This is a genomic window from Janthinobacterium sp. GW822-FHT07H10 (assembly GCF_058798675.1).
The window spans coordinates 33486-47497 of sequence record NZ_JBXAKS010000018.1 but is presented as its reverse complement, the minus strand read 5'-3'; the positions used below and the strand labels follow the sequence as shown (position 1 = coordinate 47497).

Below are 14012 nucleotides of genomic sequence, written 5' to 3'. Positions count from 1 at the left end.
GCCATGTTCCTTTCCGATTTCAGTATCAAGCGGCCTACCGCCACCATCGTCCTGATCCTGGCGATGATGTGCGTCGGCTTGCTGGCGCTCAAGAAACTGCGCGTCAACCAGAATCCGGACGTCGAAGTGCCGTTTATCGTCGTCAGCATTCCTTACCCTGGCGCATCGCCCGATACGGTCGAGCGTGAAGTGGTGAACCGCCTGGAAAAGTCGCTGCAAAGCATTTCCGGCGTGACCGAGGTCAATAGCGATTCGAACGAAGGTTCGGCCACCCTGTTCTTGAAGTTCTCGTTCAAGACCAATCTGATCGAAGCGTCCGACGATATCCGCAACGCCATCGCCTCCGTGCGCTACAAGCTGCCGCTGGAGATGCGCGAACCGATCCTGCAGCGCATCGACCCGTCGGCCGAGCCCATCATGCAGCTGGCCTTGTCGTCAAGCTCGCAAAGCCATGCGGAAATCTCGCGCCTGGCCGAGGACGTGCTGTCGGACCGCTTCCGCGCCGTCGATGGCGTGGCGCTGGTGAATGTGGGCGGCTCGCTGAAACGCGAACTGTCCGTGCTGTTGCGTGCGGAAAAGTTGCGTGAATATAATGTTTCCGTCAGCGATGTCGTCACGGCCTTGCGCAACCAGAACACCAATGCGCCGGTGGGCAAGGTGCGCGGCACGCTGGACGAGAAAAGCATCCGCCTGGTGGGGCGCATCGAATCGCCTGCCGAATTCGAGCAAGTGGTGATCAAGCGCCGCGGCGAGGAAATCGTGCGCCTGGCGCAGGTGGCCACCATTCAGGATGGCTTTGCCGAAGTCAACAGCATGAGCGTGCGCAGCGGCAAGCCGAACGTGGGGATATCGATTACCCGCGTGCGCGACGCCTCCACCGTCAGCGTGGCCAACAAGATCCGCGACATGGTGGCGGAAATCAACAAGACCTTGCCGAAGGGCACCTTGTTGCAAGTGACGCGCGACGGCGGCGAAAACGCCCAGCATAGCTTGAACAATGTGATCGAATCGCTGGTGCTGGGCGCCGTGCTGACGATTTTCGTCGTCTACGCCTTCCTGAACTCATGGCGTTCGACCCTGATCACGGCGCTGAGCCTGCCGACGTCCGTGATTGCCGCCTTCATCGCCGTGTGGCTGTGCGGCTTTACCCTGAACTTCATGACCCTGCTGGGCCTGTCGCTGGCCATTGGCGTGCTGATCGACGATGCCATCGTGGTGCGTGAAAACATCGTGCGCCACATGCAAATGGGCAAGGACCGCCGCACGGCGGCGCTGGAAGGCACGGCCGAGATCGGCATGGCCGTGGCCGCCACGACCTTCTCGATCATTGCCGTCTTCATCCCCGTGGCCTTCATGCCCGGTATCTCTGGCGAATGGTTCCGTCCGTTCGCCTTGACGGTGACGTGCTCGGTGCTGGTCAGCCTGGGCATCTCGTTTACGCTCGATCCCATGCTGTCGGCCTTCTGGGGCGACCCGATCGAGGAACACGCGGCGCCGAAGAAAGGCATCGGCCGCGTGCTGGAGAAATTCAACCACTGGTTCGACCACCAGGCCGACCGCTATGGCCGCGTCATCGCCTGGGCCCTGCATCATCGCCGCTGGATGGCCATCATCGCCTTCGGCAGCCTGGTCGGCGCCATCGTTCTGCATAGTACGCATGGCGGCACGAGTTTCCTGCCAGCATCCGATTCCGGCAATTTGATGATCAATGTGCGCACGCCGTCGTCGAGCAGCATCGAGTATTCGCGCCTGAAACTGGAAGCGGCGGCTGTGCTGGCGCGTACCTTGCCTGAAACCAAGGATACCAACAGCTCCATCAATGCCGGTGGCGGGCGCGTGTATGTCGATATCGGCAAGCGCAATACCCGCAAGCGTTCCGCCAAGGAAATCGCGGTCGAGCTGCGCGAGAAGATGTCGCGCCTCGTGGGTGCCGAATACGTGGTGCAGGACGACCTGAGCAATGGTTCGCAAAAGCCGATCCAGGTGGAATTCACGGGTCCCGATTCGCGCAAGTTGATGGAAATCACGAACGCCTATATGGACAAGATGCGCCTGATTCCGGGCGCCGTCGACGTGGGCCTGTCGGAGCAGGATCCGAAGAACGAGCTGCAGATTGAACTGAACCGTGGCCTGGCCAACTCGATGGGCATTTCCGTCAACGATGCGGCGCAATCGCTGCGCGTGGCGTTTGCCGGCGTGGAAGTGGGCGACTGGGTCGATCCGACGGGCGAAACGCGCGACGTGGCCGTGCGCCTGCATCCCGATGACCGCGTGGCGTCCGAGAATATCGAGCGCCTGCCGATCAGCGTGACGGGGACGTCGCAAATGGTGCCGCTCGACCAGATTGCCACCATTACCATGGGCAAGGGCCCGTCCGGTATCGAGCACAAGGATGGCAAGCGCACGATCACCGTGTCGGCCAATGCGCAGGGCCGCTCGAATGGCGAAGTGACCACCGACGCCATGAAGCTGGCCAAGTCGATCGATTTCCCGCCCGGCTACGGCCTGGCGCTGGGCGGTGCCGGCCAGGACCAGCAAGAGCTGTTCACGGAAATGCTGATCGCGCTGGTGATGGGTATCGGCTTGATGTATTTGATCCTCGTCATGCAGTTTGGTTCGTTCACGGCGCCCGTGGCCGTCATGATGTCCTTGCCGTTGAGTTTGATCGGGGTGGTGGTGGCGCTGGTGATCACGAACAACACCCTCAACCTGATGAGTTTTATCGGCATCATCATGCTGATGGGGCTGGTGGCGAAGAACGCCATCCTGCTGCTGGACGCGGCGCGCAAGCGCGAGGAAGAGGGCTATGGCCGCGAAGACGCGCTGATGTATGCGGGCCGCATGCGTCTGCGTCCCATCCTGATGACGACGTTCGCGCTGATCGCCGGCATGTTCCCCGTAGCGCTGGGCCTGGGCGAAGGTGGCGAGTTCTACCGCCCACTGGCGATCGCCATCATCGGCGGCACCATCACGTCGACGATTCTGACCCTGCTCGTGGTGCCGACCTTCTATGACAGCATCGAGATCGCCCGCGATGGCGCCGTGGCCAAGTTCCACCGCCGCGCCGCGCGCATGCCGGTGGCCGTGGCCATGATCCTGACCCTGGTCGAGTGCGTGCTGACCTTGCTGCTGCTGCGCTTCGTCTACCGCATGCTGAAGAAGGGCATCCTGTTCGCGATGGGACGCCGCACGCCGAAAGCGGCATCGGTCAGCCTGCAAAAGTAATACCGGGCCAAGGCCAGCTTGCGCTGCGCCGTGGTTTTCAAGGAGCCTTCCACGGAAGGCTCCTTTTTTTGCCTGTTGCTGCGGCCAGGCGCGCTACCTCATGCTCGGAAATTCACTATTGGCGCTTGCCGCTTGCCTAGCTGTTGCGCGGTGGCGGCGTGGTCGTGCCGGTCCCGGTCCCGGTCCCGGTACCCGTGCCCGGTGTGGTGCCATTGGCGGGCGGCACGCTCGGCGGCGGCGTCGTGGTGCCGTCCGGATTCGTGGTGGTGCCTGGTGCCACCCCTGGCGTGGCAGGCATGGTGGCGTCCGGCGTGGCGGGGGCGGTCGTGCCCGTGGTGCCCGAGGTGCCGCTGGTGCCTGGCGCCGTTGCCGGCTCCGTGGCCGCTGGCGTGGTGGTCGTCGTCGTGCTGGTGTCGCTGCGCTTGTTGCAGCCGCCCAGCAGCGCGCAGACGATGGTGCTAGCGAGGACGAGCTTGCTGGTAGTCAGGAGTGGAGCCGTCATGATTGTTCCTTTTCGGTGGAAGGCTGTCGTGGGAGCGCATGCCTTGCCAGACTGCCTGACTGGCAACTGGAGCATGGCTGGCATCGCTTGCAGAAATTAGAGTAGGCAGCCGGGCGCAGGTTCACCGCAGTTACAAATGAGGGGCGCTGGGGCGGAGCGGATATGGTCAGGTTTGATGTGGCGCAAGGGCGCGATACCCATCTGTCGCCGGAGGGCGGCAAGATGGGCCAGGACAGCATATCCTGGCCGCAGGGAACGGTTTATTTTGCAGGGACCTTGCTGACTTCCACTTCCCAGTCCACGCCTGATTCGATATGGTGTTTGGCGGCAAAGTCGCCCTGACTGATGGCGACGGCCACGTCGAGCAGGCTGTTCAGGTAGACGAGGGGCTTGCCCTTGGCAACGCCGCCAAACGTATGTTCGAACGGCGCCGTGACCCTGGCGACCTGCTTGCCTTTATGCAAGATGCGCACTTGCAGCGGATCGTGCAGTTTTACCTGCAATTCATCGAGCAGGGTTTTCGGGATATTCGTCCAGACATTGCCATATTTCACGTCGAGCACGGGCACGATGCCGCGGATGGTATTGCCGTCCCGTACAGGTTTTTGATAGGCGATCTTCACCACGGATTCGCTCGGCAATTGCGGGCCCACCTGTTCATAGCTGATGGCGCCCGAGGCCAGGCGCGCACCCACATACGCGTACACATCGCGGCCATGGAAGGTGTACGACTCGGCGGAACCGGCCAGGCGGTTGACCTTTTCATCAATCTCGCGCAGTTCGGCCACGCCGTCGCGCTCGGCGATCAGGGTGAACAGGCCGTTATCGGGGCCCACGAAATAGCGGCCATTTTTTGTCTTCAAAACAACAGACTTGCGTGCCGTCCCCACGCCCGGATCGATGACGGAAACAAACACCGTGCCTTGCGGCCAGTAATTGGCCGTCTGGTACAGGCGATAAGCGCCCAGCCAGATGTCGTAGTCGGGAATCTGGTGCGTCAGGTCCGAAACGGTCAGCGTGGGGTCGACGCCGTACGCCACGCCATGCATGGCCGAGACGGCGCCGTCGGCCGTGCCGAAGTCCGTCATCAGCACCAGCGGCGAGGCGGCCTGGGCGCTGGAGAACAGGAGGGCGCCCAGGCAGGCGCCGGTGACGAAGCGGGAGATTTTCTTGGTGATCATATGGTCTTTCCGTGCGTTAGAAGGTGTAGTTCAGCTTGGCGTAGAAATACGCGCCGTTGACGCCGATGGGATTGATGAAGTTGTAGGGCAGGGCGCCGCCATAGGTGGCGTTATTCGTCTGGCGCACACGCTGCGGATAGCGGTCGAGGATATTGTTGCCGCCCACGCTCACCGTCAGCTGCTTGCTCAGTTTCAATTGGCCTTCCAGGTCCAGTGACCAGACGGCGCCGAAGCGCTGCGCGGGTATGCCGTCGATCAGGGGCGCCTCGCTGTCGTATGAAAAATCTTTCAGCTCGCCAAAGCGCGTGGCACGCGCCTGCACACCCCAGCCTGCTGCCTGCCAGTCGGCGCCCAGTATCAATTTGCTCTTGGGTGACGCATGTTTGATGCGGAACAAACTCGTTTGCGTCAACAGGGTCAAGCTGGGATCGATGGCGTTCAAGGCGTCGGAGCTCAAGCGGACCTTGTCGAGCGTGGTCGTGTTCAGGTTCAGCGCCGTGTTGAGGTTCAGCTTGCCGTTGGCGTAGGCGAGGTCGTGGTTCAGCACCACGTCCAGGCCCTTGGTGCGCGTGTCGAGCAGGTTGGCCAGGTAGGCGACGGACTGGATGTCGCTACGCCCCACGCCAGCGAGGTAGGCGGTGACGGCGTCGCTTTGCAAGTCGCTCGAGCGCGTGATGCGGTCGCGGATGCGGATCACGTAGGCGTCCACCGTCAGGCTGGTGGCGCTGGCCGGTTTCCAGGCCAGGCCCAGCGACACGTTGGTTGATTTTTCCGGTTTCAGTGCCTGTGCGCCGAAGCTGCGTGCCAGCGTGTCGCTGGCCGGCAGCAGGGCCGACGTCTGCAGGGCCGTGCCATCGGCGTTGAAGTTCAGGGTGGCGAAGCGGAAGCCCGTCTGCACGAGGGCCGGCGCGCGGAAGCTGTTCGACAGCGAGCCGCGCACGAGGAAGGCGTCCGTCACCTTGTAGCGGCTCGACAGCTTGCCCGTGCTGGCGCTGCCGAAATCGCTGTAGCGCGAATAGCGGGCGGCGGCGCCCACCAGCAGGCGCGGCGTGAGGTCGCTTTCCACGTCCGCATACACGGAGCGGATGTGGCGGCTGCCGTCGTAGGTGTCCGACGGACGCAGGCCGGGGCCAGCCTGCGCGCCCGGTGGTGCAATAGCCTGCGCATCCGTGACGGTGCCGGCCGCATATGATGCGGCGTCGCCGGAGGAGCTCTGGTAGCTTTCGCGCATCCATTCCGCGCCCACGGCTACGTTCAGGGCCGCGGGCAGGCCGATGTCGAGGCTGCGCGTGGCGTCGAGGTTCAAGGCATCCTGGCGGAAGTCGAAGCCGGCCAGGTGGAAACGCGTGGGGCTGGTCGCGCCCAGCGAGGCGTTGACGGACTGGTTCACGCCGTAGTCAAAGCGGTCGCTGCCGTGACGGACGCTGGCGTCCCAGTTCCAGTCCGCTGCCGTGCCGCGCACGCCGGCCACGACGCCGAGGTCGCGCTTGTCGCCATTCGTGACGGGACGGTAGCCGTTCGGATACAGGGCGAGTACGTTCGACGGATCGCCCGGATAGCGGAAGTAGGCGCTGCCGTCGGACTTGCGCTCGTTCAAGGTGGCAAACGAGTACAAGTCCAGGCCGCTAGCGAGGGTGAGCTGCGCGTTGTAGAACAGGTAGTGATTGTGTTGGCGCGAGTCGCCGGACTTGAACAGCACCTTGCCGTCGAGGGCCAGGTCGGCTGGCGTGGCGTTGTACGAGGTCCAGCCCGCGTCGCTGGGGCCGGCCCGCTCCGTGGGCGAACGGCGCCGCGTTTCTGCGCCGAAGCGGAAATAGCCGGCTTCGCCCAGCAGTACGCCATAGTCGGCGTTGACGATGACGGTCTGGCCATCCGTCAGGGTTTGATCGGTCGGGTCGAAATGCGTGTGGTTGGCACCATAGCTGACGGCCGCCGAGCCGCCCGTGCGGGCTTTTTTCAGCACGATGTTGATCACGCCCGCGACGGCGTCGCTGCCGTACTGGGCGCCGGCGCCATCGCGCAGGATTTCGATATGGTCGATGGCGCCCGGCGGAATGGCGTTGATGTCGACCGGCACCGTGCCGGCAAAGCTGCTTTCCGTGTCGAGCACGGCGCTCGTGTGGCGGCGCTTGCCATTGATCAGCACCAGCACCTGGTCGGGCGCCAGTCCGCGCAACTGGATGCCGCGCACGGAGTCGGATGCGCCGCTCGATTCGATGCGGGGGAAGTTGATCGAGGGCGACAATGCCTGCAGGGCCGCGCCCACGTCCCCCGTGGCCAGCGCATTGCTGACTTCGCGCGCGCCGAAGCGGTCGATGGGCACGCTGCTGTCGAAGACGGTACGGTTGCGCGCGCGCGAACCGACGACGGTGACCTGGTCGATGCTGGCGCCCGCTTGCGTTGCGGCATCGCCGGCTGTGTTAGCGGTTTCGGCATCGGCCCAGGCGGGTGCGGCGCCCAGCATGGCGCAGGCCAGCACGATGGCGCGCAGCGACGTGGAGGGAAGGGAGGGCGATACGTGTGAATGGCGCGGGTGCAAGGCGGTGTCCTTTGGGCTCGGTCAATGTATTTATGAAAACTTTTGATTGAGCTTACGGCAGGCCGTTGCCATGGCGAACGATTCTTTATGGATATGCTTATGGCTGTTGTTTCTGTGTGATTTTCGTGTGACTTCTTGGCGCGGCTCAGGATTTGGGCGCGGCCGGCATGTCTGGCTGGGCTGTGACGGGCGTGCCGGCCGCTTCCAGCGGCGCGACGAAGTTGCACAGGTCCAGTTGCAGCTTGCCCTGCTTGCCGAGGGCGGGATTGAATGCGTACGAGGTGATGCCGCAGTTGGGCACGTCGGCGGCCTTGTCGATGGCCAGGATGGCTTGCTCGTCGCAGCGTTCCAGCAGGTAGCGGAAGCAATTGACGATCACCTGGTGGCCGACGACCAGCACCCGTTCGCCCCGGTATTCGCGCGTGATGGTGTCGAGCACGCTGCGCAGGCGCAGGATGACGTCGCACCAGCTTTCGCCGCCCGGTGGCCGGAAGTAGAACTTGCCCACGTGCTGGCGCTGTTCGTGCAGTTCCGGATACTTGCTGGCGATGCCGCGCGCGGTCAGGCGGTCGAGGATGCCGAATTCCTTTTCGCGCAGGCGCTCGTCGGCCACCACGGAACTCAGGCTGTCCGCGCCCAGCCGCGCCAGCACGGCTTGCGCCGTCTGATGGGCGCGCACGTATGGCGAATACAGCACGACGGTCGGTTGTTGTTCAGGGGGGAGGGCGGCAAACCAGCCGCCGAGCGCTTGCGCCTGGCGCGCGCCCAGGTCGGAGAGGGGGACGTCGACATCGCGTTCGGCGATGGCGATCAACAGCTGTTTTTCCGCTTCGGCGGCATCGCGCGCCACGTTGCCGGCACTTTGGCCGTGACGCACGATCCACAGTTGCTGCGGCCACTTTTGTTCCATCGCCTGGCGCCTTCCTCTGTACTTGTTGTGAATAAATATAGAGGAAAGCGGCAAGGCGCGGCGCGCCGCTGGAGTGGTGCTTAGGCGGCGTGTTCCGCTTCGTCCAGGTCGGGCGCGTCGTCGCTGTTGTAGACGGCCAGGTCGGTCTGGCCCATGACGCGGCTGGTGACGGTGCCGGCCGTGATGGAGCCGCTCACGTTCAGGGCCGTGCGGCCCATGTCGATCAGCGGTTCGACGGAGATCAGCAAGCCGGCCAGGGCGACGGGCAAGTCCATCGCCGACAGCACGATCAGGGCGGCAAACGTGGCGCCGCCGCCCACGCCGGCCACGCCGACGGAACCGATGGTGATGATGGCCAGCAATGGCAGCAGGAAGCTGATCGTAAACGGGTCGACGCCGACGGTGGGCGCGATCATGACGGCCAGCATGGCAGGATAGATGCCGGCGCAGCCGTTCTGGCCGATGGTCGAGCCGAACGAGGCGGCGAAGTTGGCGATGCCTTCCGGCGTGCCCAGGCGCTGGGTCTGCGTCTGCACGCTCATCGGGATCGAGCCGGCGCTGGTGCGCGAGGTGAAGGCGAAGGCCAGCACGGGGAAGACTTTCTTCAGGAAGCGCAGCGGGTTCAGGCCCGTGCCGGCGATGATGGCCAGGTGCACGAGGAACATCAAGATCAGCGCGCTGTACGAGGCGACGACGAAGTTGATCAGTTTCAGGATGTCCGTGTAGCTCGACGAGGCTACCACTTCGAACATCAGCGCGAATACGCCGTATGGCGTCAGGCGCAGCACCAGGGTGACCATGCGCATGACGATGGCGTGCGCCACTTTCATGAAGCTTTCGAACGAGGCGAAGATTTCCGGCTTCTTCGCGGCGATGCCGGTGGCCGAGATGCCGATGAAGATGGAAAACACGACCACGGCAATGGTGGAGGTCTTGCGCGCGCCCGTCATGTCGAGGAAGGGGTTGGTCGGCACGAAGCTGACCAGCAGTTTCGGCAACGACAGCGCCTTCGCCGTTTCCAGCGAACCTTGCAGCTGTACGCCGCGCGCCACTTCGGCGGCGCTCGACGTCAGGCCGACGGCAGTCAGGCCGAACAGCTTGGCCATCAGAATGCCCAGCGCGGCGGCGATGGTGGTGGTGATGAGCAGGGTGCCGATGGTCAGCGCGCTGATCTTGCCCAGCGAACTCGCATCCTTGAGTTTCAGGATGGCGGAAATGATGGAGACCATGATCAGCGGCATGATGATCATCTGCAGCAGTTTCACATAGCCGCTGCCGACGATATCGATGTATTCATTGGTGCCGGCGATGATGGGCGAGCCGGCGCCATAGATGGCTTGCGCGGCCGCGCCCAGCAGCACGCCCAGGCCCAGGCCCGTGAAGACGCGCACGGTAAAGGTCGCGTGGCGGCTTTGCTGGCGGAACATGAAAGCGAAGACGATCAGTGCAACGAGCAGGTTCAGAATGATGTTGATTGCCATAGTGGGCCTTATCTTGGTTTTCTTGGTTTTATGCTGCAGAGGGCATTTTATAGAACTTTGCTGCAAGTAACATCCGCGCCGGTCCTGGCCCGGTCCAGGGCGGAAGGGCAGGCACTGTACAGTACTATGGGGACGTTTTGCGCCATACCGCTGCGAATATTACGCTATATAAATATGCTCCACAGGCATAAGTCGTCCGGATGATTGTGTAATTGGCTATTTCGTGCCAGCATGCTTTCCCCGTTTGCTACTATGGCGCGCGTTATCTTGATAAGGAAAACAATGAATGCTTTGACGGAAGTACAGGTGCTGGATGTGGAAGAGTGCTTGCGCCAGGCCATGATGGCCTCCGATGTGGCCGTGCTGAACGACTTGCTGGGCGACGACTTGCTGTTTACGAATCACCTGGGGCACTTGCTGAGCAAGCATGCCGACCTGGCCGCGCACGAGCAGCGCCTGCTGACCATCACGGAATTGCGCGCGTCCGAGCGCCATGTGCGCCTGAGCGGCGACGTGGCCGTGGTATCCGTGCGCATGCAGTTGACGGGCAGCTATCACGATGTGGAGACGCATGGCGACTTCCGCTTTACGCGCGTGTGGGCGCGCAATGCCGCCGGCGCGTTGCAAGTGATCGCCGCCCATTCCGGCGTGATCGCTTAAGGAGTCGCAGTGGATCATCGTTCCAAAGGGCAGCTGGTCGAAGCTGTCATCGCCGCCGGCCCCGCCACCCTGGCCATCACGGCCGGCTATCCCGTGCTGCTGTACAACCTGGTGCGCACGTATGCGGACGCGCCCGGCGCCAATGCGCTGGCGGCGCTGCTGCTGACGGGCGGCCTGTGGGCCTTGCTGGAATTCTGGCGCATCGCGCTGGCAACCGTGGCGCGCAAGGCCTATGCGTTCAACTGGCGCTTCTGGCTGGCCATCGCCGGCTTCCTCGCCTGCTTCGTGCGTTTCGTGCCGGACATGGCTGCCGGACTGATGCTGGTCTTGCTGGTGCTGCCGGCGCTGGCGTGGATCCATTTCATCTTGTTGCAGATCAAGCGCCCGCGCCAGGCTTGATTGCTGGAAGTGCCGTAGCGGGAGCGATATATTATTACTGAAATCAAAAAACTGGGCGAGCAATTCCACGCGATAGCGTCGCAATCCGACTTTTTCATGGCGACCTATTTAGAGGCCGTCAAGCTGCGCGTGGCACGAACGCAGATCAGCAAAGGACCGCTGTTTAATGTCAGGCTATTCGACGCCCAACGGGCCGGCTTCACGCCGGGAAAAGAGCTAAAGACGCTGCCCGCGAAGTTAAAAGATACTTATGTGTACTATTTCGACGGGGAGGACAGGATACTCCTGGTGGAAAGCCATGGCGGCTCTGCTACTGTCATCAACAGGAACTTCTATTTTCATGAACCGGACAGGCTGAAAAGCGTGCACTTCAATGCAGGAGGGAGCTTGAGGAATGTCATGCTCAGTTTTCTCGATGGGGCACGCATCACGCAGGACATTAATTTCGGAAAATTTGGCGTAGGTCGTTACGATTACCTGTATGAAGGGGATCGCCTCCAGTCCATCATGGTCCGGCAGCGAGAGCATGGTCAGGAAAGCCCTAGCGGATACCAGATTCTGTTCGGCTATGTGGATGGAAAGATGGACAATATTTTCCACATGTTTACGAATGGATATCAGGAGCAGCGCTATCCATGACGTTGGTGGTTTTGAGGGCAAGGCCGTGAAAAAATACATGTGGCATCTGTATTATTCTGGAACGGATGTGGTGGACGCCAGTGAAGCGTGGACGAGCGGGCATGTCGGTGCGGGTATCTGTCAAGACTGCGGAAATTATATGCCCGGGAATGAAGGCGACTTTGCCGTGGTCGTGGAGCAGCGTATTCCTGCAAAAGCAGATATGTTTTCAATGGGACGGCTATCGCCTTCCATCATGTCCGCCAGGCTGCGGAAATTGCTGCCGGAGCGCATAAACGAATTTTTCAGGTTCGGCGATGTCTATCTCGGTGACTCTTCGAGGAAGATGGAGAGCCACTGCGCATTTGTTGGCGGAGCGCCGTGGGTCCTGCTCTTTGGCGATCAGCCCGCAATGATGGATGGTGCAGTAGTCGCGGATGCAAAAATTGCGGCTTGCCCTGCCTGCGGCGTGAAATTCGGCTTTGGGCGAGGGAACAGGCATGCCGACACCAGCGTCAACGTGATCCATGAAATTTCCTGGACGGAGTTTGGCGGAATGTTAATTTCTGACGACATAATGCAGCCCTTGCGCGGCATTCAATTGAAAAATGTCAGAGTTGAAAAGATAGAAATCCGTTAGGCGCGCCTCGGGCGTGGATAAAGACCCGGTTTGTGACTGGTGACTGCCAGCGGCAGCGCACTTGCCGACTATGACTGGCCGTCGCTATCCTGCGCGTCCAGCCAGTTGATCCGTCCATTGCCCGCTTCCTCCAGGTGGGCGAGCAGGGCAGTGGCGGCCGCTTCCGCCAGGCTGAAGTCGAACAGCACGTCTTCGCCATGCTCCACCTTGAGCAGGGTGGCGCCGGCGGCATCGAGTTCGCGGCGCAGCATGCCTTCCATCGCATACGGCAGCGTGCAGCGCAGGTTTCTCTGGCGCACGATGGCCGTCTTTTCCGCCAGCAAGAGCGCTTGCGCCACGCTATCCGTGTAGGCGCGCACGAGGCCGCCCGCGCCCAGCTTCACGCCGCCAAAGTAGCGCACGACGGTGGCCAGCACGCCTTCGAGGTCCTGGTGGCGCAGCACGTCGAGCATGGGCCGCCCGGCCGTGCCGCTCGGTTCGCCATCGTCGACGGCCGCCGACTGTCCGCCCGCCAGCAGCGCCCAGCACACATGGCAGGCGCCCGGATGCTGCGCCTTCAAATCGTTGACCACCTGCTGCGCGCTGGCGCGGTCCGTCATCGGCTGCACGCAGCCGATGAAGCGGCTTTTCTTGATGATCAGTTCGCTGTGGACGGGGGCGGCGATGGTGAAGGGCATGGCGGGAGCAAGGGCGGGCAAAGCAGCATGATAGAGGAAATGCGCGCCCGCGACGAGCCAATGCCGCCTACCTGGCCGATGGCAATACCAGCTCGCGCAGCGCAGCATCGCGCACTTGCACGATGTCGAACAGTCCCAGCGCGTGCAGGGCGGGCAAGGCGTCGAGCATGTCGCGCTCGGCGACGGCCCGTTCCGCATCGCCGCTGGCCTCGTCCAGCCACAGGCGGGCATTGGCGAGAAAAGCGCCTACCGTGCCCTTGCGCACGGTGACGCCGTTGAACTGGCCTTGGTTTTGTTGATCCGGTAACACGTCTTCGGCACGCATGATGTACTCCTGAATAATGGAAAGACTCCACTGTATGATGGCGGGATTGTCTTGCCTGCCTTGTTTATGACTATCGATACGTCAAATCCGCCAATCTTGCCGCCGATGCTGCTGGCGCCGCTGCGCGCCCTGCGCATGTCTCAGCCACAGGAGCGGGTGACGCCGCCGCACCGCCATGCCAGCGGCCAGTTGTTCGGCGCCGAGCGCGGCTTGCTGTCCATCGGCGCCGACAGCGGGCAGTGGGTGGTGCCCGCCAGCCACTGCGTGTGGATGCCGCCCCATCACGCCCATGCGCTGCGTTCGCATGGTCCGTTTGCGGGCTGGAGCGTGTATGTGGACGAGGCCAGTTGCGCCAGCTTGCCTGCCGCGCCTTGCGTGATGCGCGTCTCGGGCTTGCTGCGCGAGGCGGTGGGCCGCGCCAGCAGCTGGGAAGGTGGCGCGCTCGATGCGCGGCAAGCCCGCGTGGCGGGCGTGATACTCGACGAGATCGCCGCCTCGCCGCATGAGCCCTTCGGCTTGCCCCTGCCCACGGACCCGCGCCTGTTGCGCGTGGCGCGTGCCGTGCTCGATGACCTGGCCGACGAGCGGGGCGTGGCGGCATTGGCCGCCTGGGTCGGCGTCTCGCCGCGCACCCTGGCGCGCCGCTTCCAGGCCGAGACCGGCTTTGCGCCGGCCGCGTGGCGCCAGCGCGCCCGCATCCTGCGCGCCCTGGAATTATTGGCCGCCGGCCAGCCCGTCACGACGATTGCGCTGGACCTGGGCTACGACAACGTCAGCGCCTTCATCGCCATGTTCAAGCGCGTGATGGGCGTGACGCCGGGCAGGTATGGGGAAGGGGTGGAGTAGCTGGCGCGC

The 14012-nt window shown here is 63.0% G+C and carries 13 protein-coding genes; 6 read left to right on the top strand and 7 right to left on the bottom strand.

Annotation, left to right across the window (positions count from 1 at the left end):
• The first annotated feature begins 3 nt into the window (after positions 1-3).
• Positions 4-3225, top strand: coding sequence for an efflux RND transporter permease subunit (locus tag AC1RDJ_RS26230; protein WP_071324724.1), 3222 nt, complete (start codon positions 4-6; stop codon positions 3223-3225).
• A 136-nt stretch (positions 3226-3361) separates the two neighbouring features.
• Here the strand turns inward: AC1RDJ_RS26230 and AC1RDJ_RS26225 are convergent, their stop codons facing one another.
• The 5 genes from AC1RDJ_RS26225 to AC1RDJ_RS26205 form a co-directional block, all read right to left on the bottom strand.
• The gene (locus tag AC1RDJ_RS26225; protein ID WP_493029187.1) at positions 3362-3727 is read right to left on the bottom strand and encodes a hypothetical protein; all 366 of its coding nucleotides are present in this window, start codon (positions 3725-3727) and stop codon (positions 3362-3364) included.
• 260 nt (positions 3728-3987) lie between these two features.
• Positions 3988-4908 carry an SAM hydrolase/SAM-dependent halogenase family protein gene (locus tag AC1RDJ_RS26220; protein ID WP_493029186.1) on the bottom strand — a complete coding sequence of 307 codons (921 nt, stop codon included), beginning with the start codon at positions 4906-4908 and terminating at the stop codon, positions 3988-3990.
• Positions 4909-4924: 16 nt separating this feature from the next.
• Positions 4925-7447 carry a TonB-dependent receptor plug domain-containing protein gene (locus AC1RDJ_RS26215; RefSeq protein WP_493029185.1) on the bottom strand — a complete coding sequence of 841 codons (2523 nt, stop codon included), beginning with the start codon at positions 7445-7447 and terminating at the stop codon, positions 4925-4927.
• A 145-nt stretch (positions 7448-7592) separates the two neighbouring features.
• Positions 7593-8357, bottom strand: a complete 765-nt coding sequence (locus AC1RDJ_RS26210; RefSeq protein ID WP_493029184.1) for a histidine phosphatase family protein — start codon at positions 8355-8357, stop codon at positions 7593-7595.
• Between the two features lie 80 nt (positions 8358-8437).
• Complete coding sequence (locus AC1RDJ_RS26205) at positions 8438-9838, bottom strand: L-cystine transporter (RefSeq protein WP_289889305.1); 1401 nt, start codon at positions 9836-9838, stop codon at positions 8438-8440.
• A 282-nt stretch (positions 9839-10120) separates the two neighbouring features.
• Here AC1RDJ_RS26205 and AC1RDJ_RS26200 point away from each other — a divergent pair, with 282 nt between their 5' ends.
• From AC1RDJ_RS26200 to AC1RDJ_RS26185, 4 genes are all read left to right on the top strand, one after another.
• Positions 10121-10498 (top strand): nuclear transport factor 2 family protein, encoded by a 378-nt coding sequence (locus AC1RDJ_RS26200; protein ID WP_493029183.1) that lies wholly within the window; start codon positions 10121-10123, stop codon positions 10496-10498.
• A gap of 9 nt (positions 10499-10507) precedes the next feature.
• Positions 10508-10897, top strand: coding sequence for a hypothetical protein (locus AC1RDJ_RS26195; protein ID WP_071324718.1), 390 nt, complete (start codon positions 10508-10510; stop codon positions 10895-10897).
• A gap of 96 nt (positions 10898-10993) precedes the next feature.
• Positions 10994-11536 carry a hypothetical protein gene (locus tag AC1RDJ_RS26190; RefSeq protein ID WP_493029182.1) on the top strand — a complete coding sequence of 181 codons (543 nt, stop codon included), beginning with the start codon at positions 10994-10996 and terminating at the stop codon, positions 11534-11536.
• Positions 11508-12155, top strand: coding sequence for a hypothetical protein (locus AC1RDJ_RS26185; RefSeq protein WP_071324716.1), 648 nt, complete (start codon positions 11508-11510; stop codon positions 12153-12155). Before AC1RDJ_RS26190 ends, AC1RDJ_RS26185 begins: the two co-directional genes overlap by 29 nt.
• 68 nt (positions 12156-12223) lie before the next feature.
• Here AC1RDJ_RS26185 and AC1RDJ_RS26180 read toward each other — a convergent pair whose 3' ends face one another.
• Both AC1RDJ_RS26180 and AC1RDJ_RS26175 read right to left on the bottom strand, forming a co-directional pair.
• Positions 12224-12832 (bottom strand): IMPACT family protein, encoded by a 609-nt coding sequence (locus tag AC1RDJ_RS26180; protein ID WP_071324715.1) that lies wholly within the window; start codon positions 12830-12832, stop codon positions 12224-12226.
• Between the two features lie 67 nt (positions 12833-12899).
• Positions 12900-13157, bottom strand: a complete 258-nt coding sequence (locus AC1RDJ_RS26175) for a hypothetical protein (protein ID WP_493029181.1) — start codon at positions 13155-13157, stop codon at positions 12900-12902.
• Positions 13158-13223: 66 nt separating this feature from the next.
• On the opposite strand from AC1RDJ_RS26175, the gene AC1RDJ_RS26170 reads away from it, so the two are divergent.
• Positions 13224-14003, top strand: coding sequence for an AraC family transcriptional regulator (locus AC1RDJ_RS26170; protein WP_493029180.1), 780 nt, complete (start codon positions 13224-13226; stop codon positions 14001-14003).
• Positions 14004-14012: the final 9 nt, after the last annotated feature.

Bases quoted from the DNA above. Each gene is read 5' to 3' on its own strand.
- AC1RDJ_RS26230 (WP_071324724.1), top strand. From the start codon at position 4: ATGTTCCTTTCCGATTTCAGTATCAAGCGGCCTACCGCCACCATCGTC.
- AC1RDJ_RS26225 (WP_493029187.1), bottom strand. From the start codon at position 3,727: ATGACGGCTCCACTCCTGACTACCAGCAAGCTCGTCCTCGCTAGCACC.
- AC1RDJ_RS26220 (WP_493029186.1), bottom strand. From the start codon at position 4,908: ATGATCACCAAGAAAATCTCCCGCTTCGTCACCGGCGCCTGCCTGGGC.
- AC1RDJ_RS26210 (WP_493029184.1), bottom strand. From the start codon at position 8,357: ATGGAACAAAAGTGGCCGCAGCAACTGTGGATCGTGCGTCACGGCCAA.
- AC1RDJ_RS26205 (WP_289889305.1), bottom strand. From the start codon at position 9,838: ATGGCAATCAACATCATTCTGAACCTGCTCGTTGCACTGATCGTCTTC.
- AC1RDJ_RS26200 (WP_493029183.1), top strand. From the start codon at position 10,121: ATGAATGCTTTGACGGAAGTACAGGTGCTGGATGTGGAAGAGTGCTTG.
- AC1RDJ_RS26190 (WP_493029182.1), top strand. From the start codon at position 10,994: ATGGCGACCTATTTAGAGGCCGTCAAGCTGCGCGTGGCACGAACGCAG.
- AC1RDJ_RS26185 (WP_071324716.1), top strand. From the start codon at position 11,508: ATGGATATCAGGAGCAGCGCTATCCATGACGTTGGTGGTTTTGAGGGC.
- AC1RDJ_RS26180 (WP_071324715.1), bottom strand. From the start codon at position 12,832: ATGCCCTTCACCATCGCCGCCCCCGTCCACAGCGAACTGATCATCAAG.
- AC1RDJ_RS26175 (WP_493029181.1), bottom strand. From the start codon at position 13,157: ATGCGTGCCGAAGACGTGTTACCGGATCAACAAAACCAAGGCCAGTTC.
- AC1RDJ_RS26170 (WP_493029180.1), top strand. From the start codon at position 13,224: ATGACTATCGATACGTCAAATCCGCCAATCTTGCCGCCGATGCTGCTG.